The 18,777-nt window shown below is 67.0% G+C and carries 13 protein-coding genes; 2 read left to right on the top strand and 11 right to left on the bottom strand.

Annotated elements, in window-relative coordinates:
• Positions 1 to 5: 5 nt before the first annotated feature.
• The 6 genes from OHB12_RS29350 to infA all read right to left on the bottom strand — a co-directional run bounded on the left by OHB12_RS29350 (position 6) and on the right by infA (position 3,373).
• Complete coding sequence (locus OHB12_RS29350; RefSeq protein ID WP_327112682.1) at positions 6 to 1,064, bottom strand: DNA-directed RNA polymerase subunit alpha; 1,059 nt, start codon at positions 1,062 to 1,064, stop codon at positions 6 to 8.
• 155 nt (positions 1,065 to 1,219) lie between these two features.
• Positions 1,220 to 1,825, bottom strand: coding sequence for a 30S ribosomal protein S4 (rpsD, locus tag OHB12_RS29345; protein ID WP_327112680.1), 606 nt, complete (start codon positions 1,823 to 1,825; stop codon positions 1,220 to 1,222).
• A gap of 20 nt (positions 1,826 to 1,845) precedes the next feature.
• Positions 1,846 to 2,259 (bottom strand): 30S ribosomal protein S11, encoded by a 414-nt coding sequence (gene rpsK, locus OHB12_RS29340; protein WP_014981768.1) that lies wholly within the window; start codon positions 2,257 to 2,259, stop codon positions 1,846 to 1,848.
• 9 nt (positions 2,260 to 2,268) lie between these two features.
• Entirely contained in the window at positions 2,269 to 2,640 is a 372-nt protein-coding gene (gene rpsM, locus OHB12_RS29335; RefSeq protein WP_040686660.1) for a 30S ribosomal protein S13, read from the bottom strand.
• Positions 2,641 to 2,886: 246 nt separating this feature from the next.
• A complete protein-coding gene (gene rpmJ, locus OHB12_RS29330) occupies positions 2,887 to 3,000 on the bottom strand; it encodes a 50S ribosomal protein L36 (protein ID WP_011207363.1) in 114 nt (37 codons plus the stop codon).
• Between the two features lie 151 nt (positions 3,001 to 3,151).
• Entirely contained in the window at positions 3,152 to 3,373 is a 222-nt protein-coding gene (infA, locus tag OHB12_RS29325) for a translation initiation factor IF-1 (protein WP_003418601.1), read from the bottom strand.
• A 531-nt stretch (positions 3,374 to 3,904) separates the two neighbouring features.
• On the opposite strand from infA, the gene OHB12_RS29320 reads away from it, so the two are divergent.
• Positions 3,905 to 6,952, top strand: coding sequence for a MinD/ParA family ATP-binding protein (locus OHB12_RS29320; RefSeq protein ID WP_327112674.1), 3,048 nt, complete (start codon positions 3,905 to 3,907; stop codon positions 6,950 to 6,952).
• Between the two features lie 225 nt (positions 6,953 to 7,177).
• Here OHB12_RS29320 and OHB12_RS29315 read toward each other — a convergent pair whose 3' ends face one another.
• The 4 genes from OHB12_RS29315 to eccD all read right to left on the bottom strand — a co-directional run bounded on the left by OHB12_RS29315 (position 7,178) and on the right by eccD (position 15,277).
• Positions 7,178 to 7,609: a DUF4254 domain-containing protein gene (locus OHB12_RS29315; RefSeq protein WP_327112672.1), complete on the bottom strand. Its 432-nt coding sequence runs from the start codon at positions 7,607 to 7,609 to the stop codon at positions 7,178 to 7,180.
• Between the two features lie 646 nt (positions 7,610 to 8,255).
• Positions 8,256 to 12,371, bottom strand: a complete 4,116-nt coding sequence (gene eccCa, locus OHB12_RS29310) for a type VII secretion protein EccCa (protein ID WP_327112670.1) — start codon at positions 12,369 to 12,371, stop codon at positions 8,256 to 8,258.
• 3 nt (positions 12,372 to 12,374) lie between these two features.
• Positions 12,375 to 13,799, bottom strand: coding sequence for a type VII secretion-associated serine protease mycosin (gene mycP, locus OHB12_RS29305; protein WP_327112668.1), 1,425 nt, complete (start codon positions 13,797 to 13,799; stop codon positions 12,375 to 12,377).
• A 5-nt stretch (positions 13,800 to 13,804) separates the two neighbouring features.
• Positions 13,805 to 15,277 carry a type VII secretion integral membrane protein EccD gene (gene eccD, locus OHB12_RS29300; RefSeq protein ID WP_327112666.1) on the bottom strand — a complete coding sequence of 491 codons (1,473 nt, stop codon included), beginning with the start codon at positions 15,275 to 15,277 and terminating at the stop codon, positions 13,805 to 13,807.
• Positions 15,278 to 15,411: 134 nt separating this feature from the next.
• On the opposite strand from eccD, the gene eccA reads away from it, so the two are divergent.
• Positions 15,412 to 17,229, top strand: a complete 1,818-nt coding sequence (gene eccA / locus OHB12_RS29295) for a type VII secretion AAA-ATPase EccA (protein WP_327112664.1) — start codon at positions 15,412 to 15,414, stop codon at positions 17,227 to 17,229.
• A gap of 25 nt (positions 17,230 to 17,254) precedes the next feature.
• Here eccA and eccB read toward each other — a convergent pair whose 3' ends face one another.
• Positions 17,255 to 18,712 (bottom strand): type VII secretion protein EccB, encoded by a 1,458-nt coding sequence (eccB, locus tag OHB12_RS29290; RefSeq protein WP_327112662.1) that lies wholly within the window; start codon positions 18,710 to 18,712, stop codon positions 17,255 to 17,257.
• Positions 18,713 to 18,777 lie beyond the last annotated feature (65 nt).

Here is an 18,777-nt window from a genome sequence, read left to right as displayed (position 1 = left end):
ACGGCCTAGAGCTGTTCGGTCTCGGCGTAGTCCTGCTCGCCACCGTCGGTGTCACTGAATGTGCCGTTGTCGCTCCACGTCCCGGTGCTCGCGTCGTAGCCCACCACGCTGGACGGGTCGAACGACGCCGGGCTGTCCTTCAGCGAGAGGCCGAGCGCGTGCAGCTTGACCTTGACCTCGTCGATGGACTTCTGGCCGAAGTTGCGGATGTCCAGCAGGTCCGACTCGGTGCGGGCGACCAGCTCGCCCACGGTGTGCACACCCTCACGCTTGAGGCAGTTGTAGGACCGGACGGTGAGGTCCAAGTCCTCGATCGGCAGACCGAACGAGGCGATGTGGTCCGCCTCGGCCGGCGAGGGGCCGATCTCGATGCCTTCCGCTTCGACGTTCAGCTCGCGGGCCAGGCCGAAGAGCTCGACCAGGGTCTTGCCCGCCGAGGCGAGCGCGTCCCGTGCGCTGATGGAGTTCTTGGTCTCCACGTCCAGGATGAGCCGGTCGAAGTCGGTGCGCTGCTCAACACGGGTGGCCTCGACCTTGTAGGTCACCTTGAGCACCGGCGAGTAGATCGAATCCACCGGAATCCGGCCGATTTCCGCGCCGGACGCCTTGTTCTGTACGGCGGGGACGTAGCCGCGACCGCGCTCGACGACGAGCTCGATCTCCAGCTTGCCCTTGTCGTTCAGGGTCGCGATGTGCATGTCGGGGTTGTGCACGACGACGCCGCTCGGCGGAACGATGTCACCGGCGGTGACGGTTCCTGGGCCCTGCTTGCGCACGTACATCGTCACCGGCTCGTCCTCCTCCGAGGACACGACCAGACCCTTGAGGTTCAGGATGATGTCGGTGACATCCTCCTTTACGCCGGGAACGGTGGTGAACTCGTGCAGGACGCCGTCGATACGAATACTCGTCACCGCGGCCCCCGGAATCGAGGACAGCAGGGTACGGCGCAGCGAGTTGCCGAGGGTGTAACCGAAGCCCGGCTCGAGCGGTTCGATGGTGAACTTTGAGCGGTTCTCGGCGACGACCTCTTCGGTCAGCGTCGGACGCTGTGAAATCAGCATGTGGATCATCCTCCTGTTTGGGCGCCCGCTATTTGACGCCTCGTCTTAGGGGTTGTGCGTGATCGCCGTTTCGAGCGAACTGCAAGCAGTCGCTAGCAGTGCCGTTTCGAGCGACCTGCAAGCAGTCGCTAGCGATGACGATCACGCACCGCTGATTACTTCGAGTAGTACTCGACGATCAGCTGTTCCTGCAGTGGCACATCGATCTGAGCGCGCTCCGGCTCCTGGTGGACCAGGATCCGCAGGCGACCCGGGATTACCTGCAACCAGCCAGGAACCGGGCGGTCGCCAACCGTCTCGCGCGCGACCTGGAACGGCAGCGTGCCGAGCGACTTCTCCTTGACATCGATGATGTCGTACTGGGAGACCTTGAAGCTGGGAACATCGACCTTGCGGTTGTTCACCACGAAGTGTCCGTGGCTGACCAGCTGGCGAGCCTGCCGACGGGTACGCGCCAGGCCGGCGCGGTACACGACGTTGTCGAGCCGGGTCTCGAGCAGACGAAGCAGGTTGTCACCGGTCTTGCCCTTGAGGCGGTTGGCCTCTTCGTAGTACCGGCGGAACTGCTTCTCCATGACGCCGTAGGAGAAGCGAGCCTTCTGCTTCTCCTGGAGCTGGAGCAGGTACTCGCTCTCCTTGATCCGCGCGCGGCCGTGCTGGCCGGGCGGGTAGGGGCGACGCTCGAACGCCTGGTCGCCGCCGACGAGGTCGACGCGCAGACGACGCGACTTGCGGGTGATGGGGCCTGTATAACGAGCCATTTTTCGCTATTCCTTTCCCGCTAGACGCGACGCCGCTTGGGCGGACGGCAGCCGTTGTGCGGCTGCGGGGTGACATCGGAGATTGTGCCCACTTCGAGGCCGGCGGCCTGCAGCGAGCGGATCGCGGTCTCGCGGCCCGAGCCAGGGCCTTTCACGAACACGTCGACCTTCTTGACGCCGTTCTCCTGCGCCTTGCGGGCAGCGTTCTCGGCGGCGAGCTGCGCGGCGAACGGGGTCGACTTGCGCGAACCCTTGAAGCCGACGTGACCCGACGACGCCCAGGAGATGACGTTGCCGTTCGGGTCGGTGATCGACACGATCGTGTTGTTGAACGTGCTCTTGATATGCGCGTGGCCGTGCGGGACGTTCTTCTTTTCCCGGCGACGCGACTTCTGGGTCTTCTTGGGGCCGGAGGCCCTTGACTTCGGAGGCATCGGTTATCCCTACTTCTTCTTACCGGCGACGGTGCGCTTCGGGCCCTTGCGGGTGCGCGCATTGGTCTTGGTGCGCTGGCCACGCACGGGCAGGCCACGACGGTGGCGCAGACCCTGGTAGCAGCCGATCTCGATCTTGCGACGGATGTCGGCCTGCACCTCACGGCGCAGATCACCCTCGACCTTGAGGGCCGAACCCTCGATGTAGTCACGCAGCTGCGTGACCTGCTCGTCGCTGAGGTCCTTCGAACGCAGGTCCGGGCTGACGCCGGTGGCCTCGAGGATCTCCTTGGAGCGGGTACGGCCGATGCCGTAGATGTAGGTCAGCGCGATCTCCATGCGCTTTTCGCGCGGGAGATCAACGCCCATGAGACGTGCCATATGGCAGTTCCTTAGTGTCGCGGAGGTCTGCTCCCTGTCCGTCCCCTCGTCTTATGGGGCACCGGCCTCCGAACCGGTGGTAGGCGCACACGCCCCGGGCGAACCCGGATTTCCGCAGCGTGCGGCTGGTGCTGGGAGTTCTTCTTTGCCAATCCGAACTGCGGTTCGGTGCTTGGCTGGTGCTGCGTCGAGCGACGCCGTCGGCAAGCCTCCGGCGCGGTGGAGCGAGGTCTCCCCCGCTTCCGCTCAGCCCTGGCGCTGCTTGTGGCGCAGGTTGTCGCAGATCACCATGACCCGGCCATGACGGCGGATCACCTTGCACTTCTCGCAGATCTTCTTGACGCTCGGCTGAACCTTCACGTCCGTCCAATCTGTTGTGGTTCACACGGGTGTGAACACAGGTTTTCCCCAGTCGGCGACTGGGGAAGTCTCTGTTGTGAGTCTTTCGACTCGGCCCCGGCCCGTACCAGGACACGGCCGACTCGCACCGACCCGACCACGCCGAGCGCGATCACTTGTAGCGGTACACGATCCGGCCACGCGACAGGTCGTAGGGCGAGAGCTCGACGACCACACGGTCCTCGGGGAGGATACGAATGTAGTGCTGCCGCATCTTCCCGCTGATGTGCGCGAGAACTTTGTGTCCGTTCTCGAGCTCGATCCGGAACATCGCATTGGGCAGCGGCTCGACAACTCGACCCTCGACCTCGATGGCCCCGTCTTTCTTCGCCATGTCCTCCGCGATCCCGGTTACGCTCAACCTGGTTTGTTTGCCTTGTTTCTGTTTGCATGGACCGATCGTTGGCACAACCGGACGCACGCAAACAGTCGGCGCGTAGGTGCACCGCCGGTCCAGCTTACCGACCTGCCCCGGATCGGGCAAAAATGCCTCCCTGTATACCCGCTTCGTCAGGCGTTTCGTAGCCACCTTCCCACGCCTGGTGAGCGTCGGGTCCGACGCCGCGGCGGCATCACGTTGTCGCGTAAACTGACCGCTGTCCAGGTAATCGGGTCGAGCAGATCAAGGGGGACGCGTGAGCGAGCGTAACGAGCGAGCCACAGGGACAGCGTCCCAAACCACGCGGAGCCGAGCGCTAGCGAGGTGCAGTTGTGAGTGAGCGTAGCGAGCGAACCACAGGCACAGCGCCTCTGGCTACGGCGGAGCCGAGCGCTAGCGAGGTGCAGTTGTGAGTGAGCGTAGCGAGCGAACCACAGGCACAGCGCCTCTGGCTACGGCGGAGCCGAGCGCTAGCGAGGTGCAGCCGTGAGCCGTAACGACGACGGCCTCCCCATGCTGCCGCCGTGGCTGTCCGAGAGCGAAGTCACACAGGTCGGCTACGAAGCGCCGGTACAGAACCTTCCGCACGACGACCTCATCGAGGAAACCTCCAACCGCAGACGCGGGCGGTTCAAGAATCGGGCACCGGAAGCCGACCGTCCGGAGAAGCGCCGCAAAGGCTGGCGCCGCGACAAGCAGGACGGACATCCCGGCGAGGAACAGCGTCCGAACGATCAGGGCCGCGCCCACCAGCCCGGACCGGAAGCGCCGCCGCGGGACCAGCCACAGCACGGCTCGTGGCAGCAACCTGTACCCGAGCAGGCGCCGCCGCAGAACTTTTCCTGGGAGGGCGGGCCCCAGCAGATCGGCGGTGCACAGCACGGGCTGCCGACCCGCAACCCCTCGCAGCCCTCCGCAGGATTCCAGCCGCTGGGCAGCAGGGCCGCCGAGCCGCAGGCCCCGAATGGCCGCTCTGCGCCACACCAGACCCGCAGGCCGGATCTGCCGCCGCCACCGCCCCTTCCTGACTCGCCACAGCAAGCACTCGGTGAGCAGCCCGGCCAGGTCCTGGACGGCGAGAGCACGGGACCGTCGACGCACGACGGCGGCCCGTCGGCCGCGACGGGTGAACGTCCGGCCGGCACACAGCACGGCGAATGGCCCCCTGCCCGGCCGAGCGGCGACCATTCGAACGAGGAACCGCTTGCCGCGGGGCGGCCGAACCAGTGGCCGACCACGCCCCCCGGCGAACGGCCCATATCTCCGATCGGCGGGCACTCCGTCGCACCGCCTGTGGGAGAAGACCCGTTCGTGCTGCCGACTGGTGCGGACAGAGCGATGCCGCCCCAAGGTCCAGATCCGGCGGTTCCGCCGATGGGGCCGACCCATGCGACACCTCCGGTAGGCGACCGCCCCGCGACGCCGACCACAAGCCCCGGGACACCTCCCGGGGCTGTTCATCCGGCGGGTCCGCCGATGGGCCCAAGTCGTTCCGAACCGCAGGAAAGCCAGCGCCCCAGTTCGACGACGTGGCAAACCGGCGACCGCCCGGCTATGGGTGCGGACCGTATTACCCCGCCTACCGACAGCCGTCCCGCTGTGCCGGTGCCCGAGAATCAGCCCGCGCCGTCCGGTGACTGGTCTACCCCGCCGTTCGGCGGGGAGGACCGGACACCGACGCAAGCAGATAGTTCGGTGACGCCGCCCATCAGCGACCCCCCTGCGGTGTCCCCGGTCGGCGAGCGCCCTTCGACACCGCCGACCGGCCAGGCCACCGCACCGACGGGGCCCCCCTCCGCAGCCACCGGCGGTCCTGCCGCGGCGGGTTCCGGCGGTCCGCCACCGTGGTGGCTTGCTGCGCCGAGCCCCGAGCACGGGGCGGCGCCCGAAGCCGCGGCGCAGCCGAACGCCGAGTCCTGGCAGTCAGGTGGGACCGGATCGGCGAATCCCCCTCGCATCCAACCGGATATCGCGGCCTCGGGCTGGACCTCTTCGACAGCGTCCAACGCAGCCTCGGCACGGCCCGTCGCAAAGGGACGACACCGACTGCCCGCCGAGGAGATCGACCAGCGGCCTGGTCCCCAGACGCCAGGAGAACAGCCGCCGAACTTCGACCAGCAGCAGGTACCCCAGCCGCACACCGACCCGGCTCGTAAGGACGCGGACTACGCCTCGGAGCCGCACGCTCCGAACATCTCCGGCCGCGAACACCCCGGACACGCACCGCAGTTCGCGGGCGACCAAACGCCGGGCGGCGGGCGGATCGGCCCGCACGGCCCCGCCGAATACCCGAACACGGGTCCGGCCGAATCCACCGGCCAACCGGCCCAATTCGTCGGCGGACCGGCACCGGTCAACGGACCAGCGCCAGTCGGCGAACCCGCCGCGCAGTTGCGCAACACCGCCGGGCAGGGCGACTCCCGTGCGCAGGAGGAATCCGGCCGGGCAGCGCCGTACCCCGGAGCGACCGGCGAGCAGTACCAGCCCGAGCCTCAGGGGTACGCACAACCCGCTCCACAGACAGACGGCTCGCAGCGGGGCAATCCGCCGGGATACGCACAGCCGCACGCCCAGCAGCCGAACTACCAGCCGAGTGCGCAGTACCAGCAGCCTTTTCTGGACAATGTCCCGCGGCGGCAGGTCAAGCGGCCGCCGGGAAGCGGCTGGCGCAAGGCCGTGCACCACGTCTCCGGCGGTGCTATCAATCCCGGCATGTCCGCCGAGGAACGCAGGCTGCAGGAGCTGGTCGCACGGATCCGGCAGCCGGTGCGCGGTGACTACCGGATCGCGGTGCTCTCGCTCAAGGGTGGCGTCGGAAAAACCACCACGACAATGGGTATCGGCTCTATCTTCGCGTCCATCCGGGGCGATCGGGTGATCGCGGTGGACGCCAACCCGGACTTCGGCACGCTGTCGCAGCGGGTGCCGCTGCAGACCAGGTCCACCGTGCGCGATCTGCTGCTCGACCCGTCGATTCAGCGGTACTCGGATGTTCGTAGGCACACCTCGCAGTCCACCAGCCGGTTGGAAGTGCTTGCCAGCGAACGCGATCCGGCCGCGTCGGAAGCGTTCAGCGAGGAGGAGTACCGCGCGGTCGCGCGAATCCTGCAGCGGTTCTACAACATCATCCTCACCGACTGTGGCACCGGATTGATGCACTCGGCGATGTCGGGCGTGCTCGATCTGGCCCACTCGCTGGTGCTGATCTCCTCACCCGCGATCGACGGGGCGCGCAGTGCCGCAGCGACTTTGGACTGGTTGTCGCTGCACGGGCACGACCACCTGGTGCGCAACGCGGTGGTGGTGATCAACTCGCCGCGGTCGGGGTCGCCGAACGTGGGCATCCAGCAGCTACGGGAGTACTTCCTGTCTCGCTGCCGGGCCGTGCACATCATCCCGTTCGACCCGCACATGTCGGTGGGCGCCGAGATCGACCTGCACCAGCTGAACAAGCAGACCAAGCGGGCCTACGTGGAGCTGGCCGCGACCGTCGCGGACGACTTCGCCACCGATCACCGCCGCTATCGTCCTTGACGCCTGCCGGGCCAATCACCAGCGACTGCTTGCAGGTCGCTCGAAACAGCACCGCTAGCGACTGCTTGCAGATCGCTCGAAACAGCACCGCTAGCGACTGCTTGCAGGTCGCTCGAAACAGCACCGCCCGCCAGACGTCGAAAGACGCTCGATATCAGGAAAATTCGGTTGAGCAAAAAACCGGTGACTCGGCACGCCGAGAGCGTGAAGTGCCGAGCTACCGACTCACCACTCGGGCAGTCGCCGTCTGCCCGCCATGACGTCGCGCACCAGATCGTCGTAGGCGTCGGCGAGTTCGGCGAGACGATGCCAGGCGCTGTGCAGCAGCTCGTCGTGCGCGTCCAGGGTCATCAACGCGTGGTGCGCACGCACCGACGACTCCGCCAGGCGGTCGATCACCGCGCCCACCGTCTCGGTGTGCAGGGTCGCGCCGAACCGATGCTGCGGCACGCTGCGCAGCACCCAGTCGTCGATCGCCATGACCAGTTCGGCTCTGCGGCGCTCGATTTCGCGGATCACCGCCGGGGTGGTGTCCACCGAGCCGCCGCGGCCGACCAGCCGACGTTCGTGTAGTACCGCTAGGTCACGGGCGAACCACAGCAGCGGTCCGCCGACAACACGGTGCCCGCGACACGCCCGAACGAGTAGGTCGGACATGGGAACTAGTCCGGGTGCCGCGGAATGCACCAGAGAATCGACACACCTCGATGTGCCAGGGGGGGCCATTACAATCGTTGAATCCGAACCTGCCACGTTGCCTCGCCGTCATCGCCGCACAACACCGGATCAGGACGTTCATTACAATAAACGTCTGAAGGCACCTGTCAAGCGTTACCCGGCCGTAGAGAGTCACGACGTGTGCACTTCGTTACCTGTACGACCAACCGAGCAGCAAGATGCTGGACGGGTCCGGCGTGGCCACCGGATCGCGGACCTCCTCCGCGAGGAGATCCGCGCAGCGAATGGAAGCCGGGGATCCACTGTCCAGTCATTCCGAGCTTGCCGATCGGATGCAGGTCTCGATGAGCACCGCCGCAACGCGATCCAGGTATTGGTCACCGAAAATCGGGTCTACACAGTTACTTCCCGCGGAACAATCGTCCGAAAAAGGAGTCCTGGAACAACCCGCATCACTGGCCGTGACCTGCCCACGCCGGGCGCTCTTCGAACGCCGCAGAAACAGCTGGGAGTTCGAACAGCTCCCCCGCATCGCCGAGCAATCAGGTCAGACCTGATTGCCGTGACGACTGGCGGCGGTGGGCAGGTCAGTCAGTACTCGGCGAGTTACCCCTGTGCTTGCGAATCAGTTGGCCATTGCCTGCGCTGGGTCTGTCGGCCGCTCCCCATACATCGGCGGCAGGTAGGACACCTGGATCATCTCCGGGTCGCCGCTACGCGAAACCAGGATGCCCCGGCCCGGTGGGAGCTTCGACGAGCGGATGTCACCCAGCAGCTTTCCTTCGTCTTTGGGCGCACTCATCAGCAACGCGTCGACCGATAGTTCCTTGAGCCTGCCGAGCACCTTGTCGTACAACGCTCGCGACGCACCGCCCGAGCGTCGGGCCACGACCAAGTGCAGGCCGATGTCGCGGGCCTGTGGGAGATACTCGAGCAGTGGCTCCAGCGGATTCTGCCCGGTCGCGACCATGTCGTAGTCGTCGACGACGACGTAGATCTCCGGTCCGGTCCACCAACTGCGTTCCCGAAGCTGTTTCGGGGTGATGTCCGAACCAGGGATGCGTTTGCCGAGGTAGCCGGCGACCTCTTTGATCATTCCGATCGAGGTCTGCGACGAGGTCGAGTATCCGGCCAGCTGCTGGCCTTCGATGAGTCCGAGCATGGTACGCCGGTAATCGATGAGGATGATCCGGGCCTGCTCCGCACTCGAGTTCTCCACCACACCCATGACGATGTTGCGCAGCAGGGTGGTCTTGCCGCATTCCACATCCGCGAACGCCATGAGATGCGGCTGGGTACCGAAATCCAGGACCAGTGGCTCCAGTTCGGCTTCCCCCAGCCCGACGACGACCCGTGTCGGGCCGAGTTCGATGCCACGCTGGCGTACGGCGGCGAGCACATCCCCGCGCGGGATCTCCAGGGGCAGCATGCGCACCTCGGGGGCGCGGCGACCGCCGAATAGCTCGTTCATCTGTTGTTTCGCTGCGCCGACCCCCTCGGCCAGCGTCTGCGGCTGGGAGTCCGAGTCCAGCCGCGGCAACGCGATCAGCATATGCAGTTTCTCCGGGGTCAAACCACGCCCCGGACGACCGACCGGGACGAGCACGGCGGTGCGCCGGTCCATCTCGGAGTCGGACGGGTCACCGAGCCGAAGCTCCAGCCTGGTCCCGATGAGATCTTTGACGGCAGGCCGGATCTCGGCCCAGCGCGTCGCCGCGATCATGAGATGGATGCCATAGGACAATCCTTGCGCCGCGATCGCGTTCAAAGCCGGCTCGAGCACATCGAATTCGGCGCGGATTGTCGGCCATCCGTCGATCACGAGGAATACGTCGCCGTGCAGATCCTCCGACAGCGGGTCGGCCGCACGCTCCGCGGCGGTCATTTGGTTCAGCGCCGTCTTGCGCTTGCGGAATTCGTGGATCGACTCGATGCCCAGCTCGCGGAACCGTTCCTCGCGCTGGTGCAGCAGCGTGGTCATCTCCGCGACGGTCCGGCGGACCCGGTCGATCTCCAGTCGGCCCGCTATCGATCCGACGTGCGGCAGACCCGCCAAGCCGGCGAGGGTACCGCCACCGAAGTCCAGGCAATAGAACTGCACTTGTTCGGGAGTGTGTGTGGCAGCGGCGGCCATGATGGCGGTGCGCAGGGTGGTCGACTTACCCGCCTGCGGGCCGCCGACCACGGCGAGATTGCCCTGCGCCCCGGACAGGTCGATGACCAGCACGTCGCGGCGCTGCTCGTAGGGCTTGTCGATCACGCCGATCGGCATCCACAGCTGACCGTGCCGGTTCGCCGGCGACTTCCAATCCGGATCGGGCAGCAGCATGTCCACCGAGGGCGACTCGTCCAATGGCGGCAACCACACCTCGTGCGCCGGCCGTCCGTGCCCGGTCAGGCGCTGGACGACCACCTGCAGCAGGGTGGCGGGCACCGCCTCGGCGGGCCGGGTGACCTCGCTCGGCGGGGGTGGCAGCTCGCCCGGCGGCGGCGGTAGCTCCGGAAGTCCACGGGCCGCAGCGCTGTCGCGGAAGGCCGACTCCTGTTCCGGCACCTCGACCTCGCTCGCGGTGAACACCACCGCCGACTGGCCGCCCACCGGACGCCCGTCGATCTGTTGCGTGCCACGCGGCGACACATACGGCCCGGACACATAGCTGGCGTTCAATCGCAGCGGATCGTCCGCGTCGCTCTTGAGGTAGGCCGAGCCCGGCACGCTGGGCAGGTGGTAGGCGTCGGTGATACCGAGCACCGCACGCGATTCGTTCGCCGAGAAGGTACGCAGCCCGATCCGATAGGACAGATGGCTGTCCAGACCGCGCAGCTTGTTCTCTTCCAGTCGCTGCGAGGCCAGCAGCAAATGCACCCGCAGCGAGCGCCCCAGTCGGCCGATCATCACGAAAAGATCGGCGAAATCCGGTTTCTGCGACAGAAGTTCGGAGAACTCGTCGACGACGATGAACAGCGCGGGCAGCGGGTCGATCTGGGCGCCCGCGGCACGGGCCTGCTCGTACTCGGTGACGTTCGCGAAGTTGCCCGCTGAGCGCAGCAGCTCCTGACGCCGGTTCATCTCGCCGGCGAGTGCGTCCTTCATGCGGTCGACCATCGAGAGTTCTTCCTCGAGGTTGGTGATGACCGCGGCCACGTGCGGCAGCGAGTCGAGACCGAGGAAGGTCGCACCGCCCTTGAAGTCGACCAGCACGAGGTTCAGCAGATCCGGCGAATGCGAGGTCACCATCGACAGTACGAGGGTGCGCAGAAACTCCGACTTACCCGAACCCGTTGCGCCGATGCACAACCCGTGTGGTCCCATACCGTTCTCGGCGGACTCCTTGATGTCGATCTCCACCGGAGTACCGTCCGGAGTGACACCGATCGGCACCCGCAGGCGTTCACGGGAACTGCGTGGGCGCCACACCACGGCCGGGTCGATCTGCGCGGCGTCCGGAATCTTCAGTAGCGACATCAGCCCCGGATCGGCGCGTGTTTCGTCGCCGAGGCTGACGATCTGGGCGGCCGTCGCGACGCGGTAGCGGGCCAGATCCCGGGCGAGAGACTCCGCCTCGGCACCCGTCACCACGTCTGCGGTCGCGAACTTCTCGGTGCCCGCGGCCGACTTCGCCGCGACCATGCCGTCGCTGATGACGAGCTGGAGACCACGGCGCACGGCCAGCCCGGCCTGCGGTGCGGTGAGATCGAGAACCGTGACGGAGTCCAAGCCCGCGTCGCTGACGATCCGCTCGGTGCCACTCACGCGACCGTCATCGATGATGACGAGCAGGTGGACCCGCCCCGCGGTCGGCTGAGCGTTGCGCATGAAGCGGCCGCGTTCGAGAAGCTCGGCCGACATGGCCGTCTCCAGCTCCGCCAGCGAGCGGTACATCATCCTGGCCGAGCCCATCCCGTCCCGCTCGACCGGATGCTGCAGATGTGGAAGCCATTTGGCGAACGCCCAGGTCTCGCTGTCCGGATCGGCGCAGATGATGGCGACGGCGGTGTGGTCCGGTCCGTGGAACGCCACGAACTCCATCAGCATCGCCCGCACCAGGGTGCGGGCCTCGACGGGATCACCTTCGATGTTGATGGCCGGAAACGCGCGCAGCGAGATGGCGGTCGGCAGGCCGTGCACCACCGAGTGGGTGCGGACGAACCGGCGCAGTGCCACGGTCGACACCGGCTCCAAGTCCTCCAGCGGACCGGTCTCCGGCCGCGCCAGCTTGGTGGCCAGCCGGTGGCTGCCGACGCCGACGCGCACATGCCCGAAATCCGGGTCGTTCGGGCGGCGCTCCCACATGCGCCGAGTGCCGACGAGCGATTGCAGATCCGCCGGGTCGGGGTGGCTCCAGATCAGGGCGTCGAGCTGGGAGTGGCCGGTCTTGCGCACATCCTTGCGTACCTGATCCAAGTAGCGGAAGTAATCCTTACGCTCCTCGTTGAGCTCGGAGGCCTTCTTCGGACCACCGCTGCCCCCGCGCATTCCCGCCATCATGCCGACCATCGACATCAGCATCATCATCGGGAACATCATCCCGACGGGGTTTGCCAGGAGATTGCGCCCCATCATGGCCATCATCGCGATCATGCCGACCACGGCCACCACCATGACGAGTGGCATCAACTTGATCAGCAAGCCTGCCGGTACCGGGCGCGGAATCTCCGGCGGCGCCGTGAGCGCCACTTCGCCGCCGGGCGGACGCGGCGGCGCGATCCGCGGTCTGCGCACAAATCCTTCGGTAGCCATGTCCTACTGTCCTTCTTCCGCAGCTTCTGCAGGGTCGACGGCACCGACACGGGTGCGGCGGAACGGAATCGACAATGTGTAGCCGATGCCGAGCAACGCAAGCAAGACGATCGTTCCGATGGTGGCCACCCGCCGGGGCATCGGATCGACGTAAGGCGGCGGTGTCGGCCCCGCGATGGGGCGCGCCACGTCTGCTTCCGCGCTCACCGGTCGCTCGGGCAGTTGCGCCGTCAATGCCGCCAGCGGGTCGATGAGCCCGTGCCCGAGCTGATCGTCGCGTCCGGCACCGGGTGCCTGTGCGGTGCGGACGATCCGATCCATCACCTGTCTCGCCGACAGCTCGGGGAACCGCGCGCGCACCAGCGCCGCGAGCCCGGAGACATACGCGCTGGCGAAGCTGGTCCCATCGATGGTTCCGGTGCCTTCGTTGGTCTGCACGGCGTTGACCAACCCCACCCCACCGGGTTTGCTGTCGAGCGAGACGATGTCGCGCCCCGGCGCCGCGACGCCGACCCACGGACCGAACATCGAGAACGGCGACGGCGTGCCGTCGGCTTCCACCGAGGCCACCGACAGCACGTAGGGGGAGAACCAGGCCGGGCTCACCGCGGTGCGGACCGCACCCCACCCCGAACCGTCGTTTTGGGCGCCGCACGCACCGCCCTCCTGGATGTTTCCGGCGGCGGTGACCACGACGACGTTGCGGTCGTAAGCGTATTTCACCGCGGCGCCGAGCGCCCCGTCGGCGGGAGCGACTCCAGCGGGCGTGCAGGCCACTTCGGAGATATTGATCACAGTGGCACCGCGATCGACCGCGCGCACGACAGCGGCGGCCAGTGTCAGCACGGTTCCGTACCCGGCGCTCGAGATCGCGCCCGGCAGCTCCCGGCGGTCCCGGTCCTTCGGCTCGTAGGCCAGGCTCAGTTGTCGGATGGTGAGGATGTCCGCTTCCGGTGCGACGCCGACGAACGCGTCGTCCGGACTCGGCCGCGCGGCGATGATGCCGGCCACGAAGGTGCCGTGGCCGTCACAGTCGACCATTCCGTTCGAGTCGGAGACGAAGTCGCCGCCGGGTTCCAGGGGTGGTAGGCGTGGATGCGGGTTCACGCCGGTGTCGACAACCGCGACCTTCTGGCCTCTGCCCCGGCTGAACTGCCACGCGGCGGGTAGGTCGAGAATCCGCTGCGGCAGCGGCGCGTCCCGTGGCGGGGCGCCGGTGAGCAGGGGTTCGGCGCAAACGGATCGCTGCTCGGTCGCGTCGGGCGGTCCATTGACGGCCAGCGCCGCACCCAGCGCACCGTCATCGATGGCCGGTGGCGCGATCGCATGCGCCGGGGAAGGCATTCCGACGAGGCTCAGGCCGAGAACCGCCGCGACACCAGCCAGCCGTAGCGGTATGGGTGATGTGAGCTGCCGTGCGATAGCCATCGGTGTCACAGGTTTCTGGCGGCTGTGTACAGGTCCATGATCCAGAGCACCAGCGGGATGATGGTGACGATCAGCAGGTATTCGAAGATCTCGCCCATCCGGCGGGTCACCGGCGACATCTCGGTGTGCGGCCCGATAACACCGAACACCACCGCGACCGCCGCGACCGCGAGCAGTATCCCAGCGATCGGCACCAGCCACGAGGGATGACCGAACGCCACACCGACCATGATCGCGATCAAAGTGGCGGCGCCACCCACGATCAGTGTGCACGCCTGGGTCAGGTCGGCGAACGAACGTCCCCGCAGACACAGGATCAGCGCGACGACCACGGCCAGCGCGATACCTTGCCACCGCGCAGCGCCGAACGGGTCCGCGCCGATCACCGCCCCCGCCGCGGCCGCCACGGTGGACCCGATCAGCACGCCGGACTGATACTGGTTGGCGGCGCCGGCCCGCAGCTCCAGTCCCGCCGCCGACGGAAGGGCGGTGGCACCGATGGCGCCGATGTCTTCGATGGTGGGCCGCGGTTCGTGGTCGGCCGGGTCGATCGCCGCGCCCGCGGTGGGCACCGGCGGCACCGGAAGCCGCGCCGCCGCCACCGCGATCCGCGGGGCCATGGTGAGCACGATGAGGGCGACCACCATCGCGCCTGCGGCGATCTTCGGCGGATCACTGTCCCAGACCATCCGCACGAACGCGGAGACGCCGCCGAACAGCGCCATGGTGATGGCCGCGGCGAACATCGTCGCACCCACGCCGGTGATGCTGTAGCCGACCGCGGCGGCGACCAGGGCCGCGACGCAGGCCAGCAGGAGGTGCGGACTGCCCACATCGCCCGGCACGAATAATGCCGCGCTGGCGAAGAACAAGAGTAGTGCGTACAGCGACAACACCACGGCGACCAGCCGCGCCTGATACATCCGTATCGCGATCACGGCCGCGGCTATGGCGGTCGCGCCGGCGCCGACCGTGACGAAGCCGGTCGCGATGCCCGCGCCGTGGCTCCTGGCAGCGACCAGCAGCGTGATCGCCGCGAGCACCGCGACGAGGGCCGCGATCAGACCCACCCATCGGGCCGACGTCGGCGACCAACTTCGAAACATCTCGGTGGTCAGCTTCGACACCGCGTCGATCACATCGTCGAACAGCGCAGGCGACTCCTTGGCCGTCACCGACCGCAGTACCAGCAGCTCACCGTCGTACACCTCGGCCTCGGTCAGCGTCTGGCTGGGCGGGATCGGGCCACGGCCGATCCGGGCCAATGTCCAATGCTGCGTCCGTAGCGGCGCGCCCTCCTCCGGGTCGGTGAAGTCCGGGGTACGGGATTCGATCAATTCGACTACATCGGTGATGAAGGCGGCGATCGGAATCGTCGCGGGCAAACCCAGATCGATCTGGGTGTTTCCGCCGATAACCGACACACGGCACAGTTCCGGGTCAGCGGCACCCAAGCCGCTGGTCGACGAGTCGGTCACGGGTTGGATGACTCCCTACACTCAACGCTGTCCCTAGATGGCAACGAACACAATCTATCGAACAAACCGTCATCCGGCAGCCGGTATGCTGAGCGAGAAATCGCTCACACCGTAGGCTTTGGGGGCTCACCCGCATGACTGGCAACCGCCAAGCACAACGCGCCTTCGATGCTGGCGTCTTGTCACTAGGCCTGGTTATCGACGGGCAGGAATCCGCCCGCGACCTCGACTACGCCAAGCTGGCGTTCCAACGGGCAACCGAATGGGATCCTGGCATGTGCGATGCATGGCTCGGGCGTGCCGCCGCTGGTGAAGTCACCCGCGAAGTGCTGTTCAACATGTACAAGACCAGCGGGGCAACGCTTTTCCGAGAACAGCGCCGGTTGGGGCTGCGCCCCCGCGAGCTCGCCGGGCGCTTCGTGGTCGGCCAGTACATCGACTACCCGCTGTCCAGCTACACCGAAATCTGGTTGGCGCAGGCTTCGCTGCTGATCTCCGAGGGCGACCACGACGAGGCCGAGAAGGTCCTCGACGAACTCGCCGTGCACCGGAAGTCCCAGCTGTCGCAGCCCGATCGCGAGATCGACGACCGCGTCTGCGCGTATGTGCGCGGGGTCCTGCACTACACGACGCAGCGCTGGCCGGATGTCATGACGGTGCTCGCCGGCTCCGCGGAGTGGGAAGACCCCTACCTGGCCGCCGGTGCGCACGTGATGGTCGGCACAGCCTGCGCGCAACTCGGGCTGTTCGGTGAAGCGATCCGCCGGATGGAACGAGCGGAAGAAGGCCCCATCCCCGCGGCAGCGACCACGGCACGGTTCTGCCGGGGCCTGTGCCTGCGCGAAACCGGCCATGAGGACGAAGCCCAGGCCCTGTTCGAGAAGGTGTTCTCCGAGGCACCGGATTTCGCGGCGAACACCGCCGCCATGCGAGACCGCAAGTACCGCCTCACGGTGTCCACCAAGGAACAGATCGACGCGCGCACCAACCGCTGGGATCCCGGGTCCGCCCCGTCGGCCGAGCAAATGGGCCGCGAGGAGCGCGACGACAAAGCCAAGCTGATCCTCGCGACCGCACGCGCGGAACTGGATGCACAGATCGGCCTCGCCGCGGTCAAGACCCAGGTCGCCAAGCTGCAGGCGACCGCGCAGCTGGCCAAGATCCGCGCCGAGAAGGGGATGGCCAGCGTGCCGCGCGGACAGCACCTGGCGTTCACCGGCCCGCCTGGTACCGGTAAGACCACCGTCGCCAGGGTGGTCGCCAAGATCTACTGTGGACTAGGTCTTTTGAAGACCGACAACCTCGTCGAGGCCAAACGCGCGGATTTCGTCGGCCAGCACCTGGGCAGCACCGCGATCAAGACCTCCAAGCTGATCGACAGCGCGATGGACGGCGTGCTGTTCATCGACGAGGCCTACACCCTGATCCAGACCGGCCTGTCCGGCGGCGACGCGTTCGGCCGCGAGGCGGTGGACACCCTCCTGGCACGCATGGAAAACGATCGAGACCGCCTGGTTGTGATCATCGCGGGATACGACGGCGAGATCGAGCGGCTACTCCAGGCCAACGACGGCCTCGGTTCCCGGTTCGCCAAGCGAGTGCAGTTCGATTCCTATACCCCGGAGGAGTTGGGCCAGATCGGGCAGTTCATCGCCCACAAAAGGGATTCGGAGGTCTCCGACGAAGCCCAGGCGCTGCTCGTGCAGGCTTGCGCGGACTTGTACAGCAAGCAGAGCACCGACCAGACCGGTCAGCCACGCCGCGGGATCGACCTCGCCGGCAACGGCCGCTTCATCCGCAACGTCATCGAAGCAGCCGAGGAGGAACGCGAATTCCGGCTGGCCAACGACGAAAACCTGGACCTGACCGACGTGGACGAGAGCGTGCTCATGCGCATCGAAGCCGACGACATGCGCAACGCCCTCGACAGCGTCCTCTCCACCCTGCGATAGCGGGGCGGCGAGGCGGAGCTGCTGCTTAGTTTGTGGTTGCGCCGGTCGGCAAGGTGTCGTGGCTGACCAGTGCGTTCTTGGCGGACAGGGTCGGGCCGGGGACGAGCTGGCCGATGATCGGCCACGGGGCCAGCCGTGGTTTTTGTGCCAGGCCGAGCACGGTCGCGGTCTCGGAGTCGGGCACGCCGAAGCGGATTCCGTTGTCGGCCACATAGAACAGGGTGCCTCGGCGGGAGCTTTCCGGGTCCATGCCGGTCGCCTGGACGTACTCGCCTGAGTTCGGCGGCAGGTACGCGGCGTCCACACGATCGCCGGTGCCGTCCGCGGTGGTCAAGACGACCGGGGTGGCCGACTCCGCCAGCGGGAGTTTCCGGCCGGCCAGGATCGTCACCGTGGCGGCCGGATCGTCGGCCCCCTTGGACCAGGACGTGCACCCGACCTGATGGCCCTCGGCGGGAAGGATCTTCGGCGTTTCCTGCGGGAACTGGTCGACTCGCAGAGTGGTCAGCACCGGTACCCCGACCAGCCTGTCCGGCGGCACCGTGGTGATATCGCTCATGCCTTGAGAATTCGCATTGCGGATCACCTGGGCGGCGAAAGGCGTTACCCGTTGCACCCCGTTGGGCAATACGACGTACAGCTCCTCGGCATTGACTCCGCGCGCTCTGATCACGGCCCCGACGGGTATGTCCGACAGCCGTCCAGGGCCGGGTTCGCCCAGCCGATCGATCTGCGGCGGCGTCAACGCAGGCACTTGGGTGGTCGAGTTCAACAGCCCTGCGCTGACCGGTCTCGGCTGCTGGTTGCGCAACGCCAGCGACCGGTCCAGGACCGAGTCCGCCGGGTCGATCTCCGCGCGCTTGCCGTCGAACAGCAGGTAGATCTTGTTCTCGCGCGTCACCAGCAACGCCTCGTCCGATCGCAGTGGCCGGGCCGCGTAGTCGGATTCGGGCTCGATCGCACCGGCAATTACCGTCGTGTTCACGCCTGGCGAGCGGGCCGCGCTGCCCGCGGCGGACAGCATCACCGAGTCGCACAGCGTCCAGATCGAGCGGTCCCCCGACCCGCCGGGCAGCGCCGCGGGGGCGCCGGGAATTCCCAGCATCGGACCGCGCGGCAGCGATGTCAGCTTGGACGCTTTCACCGAGGTCGGCAACTCGTTGCTGCCCGTGATGAGCCGCGCCGAGGCCAGGTTCAACACCGGATGCAAGGTCCCGTCGACGATCGCATACAGAGCGCCGCTTTCCTGGGCCATCACGATCTTCGCCTCGTCGACCGAGCCCGCCGGCTTCAGAAATGACAAGATCGCAGCGCCCGCGACCACCAGGATTCCCAGTACGGCGCCGATGACCAGAGACCGGGCCTGCGACCGCATCGGGTCGTGCAACATCCGCACATCGCGCCGGATCAGCGCATGCTCGTACCGGTGCAGCAAAAACCGGTATCCGTTGACTTGGGCACGCGTGGTCAACTGTGCTGGCACGACGCCTCCGAACTGACGCGGATTGGAGCAGCTGGAATCCTATCCTGCGTGCTTCCCAACGCAAC

Source organism: Nocardia sp. NBC_01730 (assembly GCF_035920445.1).
GTDB lineage: Bacteria > Actinomycetota > Actinomycetes > Mycobacteriales > Mycobacteriaceae > Nocardia.
This window is presented reverse-complemented; position numbering and strand designations above follow the sequence as displayed.

What these genes read in the sequence shown, in the direction of transcription:
- OHB12_RS29350 (WP_327112682.1), bottom strand. Translation starts at nt 1,064, where the DNA reads ATGCTGATTTCACAGCGTCCGACGCTGACCGAAGAGGTCGTCGCCGAG.
- rpsD (WP_327112680.1), bottom strand. Translation starts at nt 1,825, where the DNA reads ATGGCTCGTTATACAGGCCCCATCACCCGCAAGTCGCGTCGTCTGCGC.
- rpsK (WP_014981768.1), bottom strand. Translation starts at nt 2,259, where the DNA reads ATGCCTCCGAAGTCAAGGGCCTCCGGCCCCAAGAAGACCCAGAAGTCG.
- rpsM (WP_040686660.1), bottom strand. Translation starts at nt 2,640, where the DNA reads ATGGCACGTCTCATGGGCGTTGATCTCCCGCGCGAAAAGCGCATGGAG.
- infA (WP_003418601.1), bottom strand. Translation starts at nt 3,373, where the DNA reads ATGGCGAAGAAAGACGGGGCCATCGAGGTCGAGGGTCGAGTTGTCGAG.
- OHB12_RS29315 (WP_327112672.1), bottom strand. Translation starts at nt 7,609, where the DNA reads ATGTCCGACCTACTCGTTCGGGCGTGTCGCGGGCACCGTGTTGTCGGC.
- eccCa (WP_327112670.1), bottom strand. Translation starts at nt 12,371, where the DNA reads ATGGCTACCGAAGGATTTGTGCGCAGACCGCGGATCGCGCCGCCGCGT.
- mycP (WP_327112668.1), bottom strand. Translation starts at nt 13,799, where the DNA reads ATGGCTATCGCACGGCAGCTCACATCACCCATACCGCTACGGCTGGCT.
- eccA (WP_327112664.1), top strand. Translation starts at nt 15,412, where the DNA reads ATGACTGGCAACCGCCAAGCACAACGCGCCTTCGATGCTGGCGTCTTG.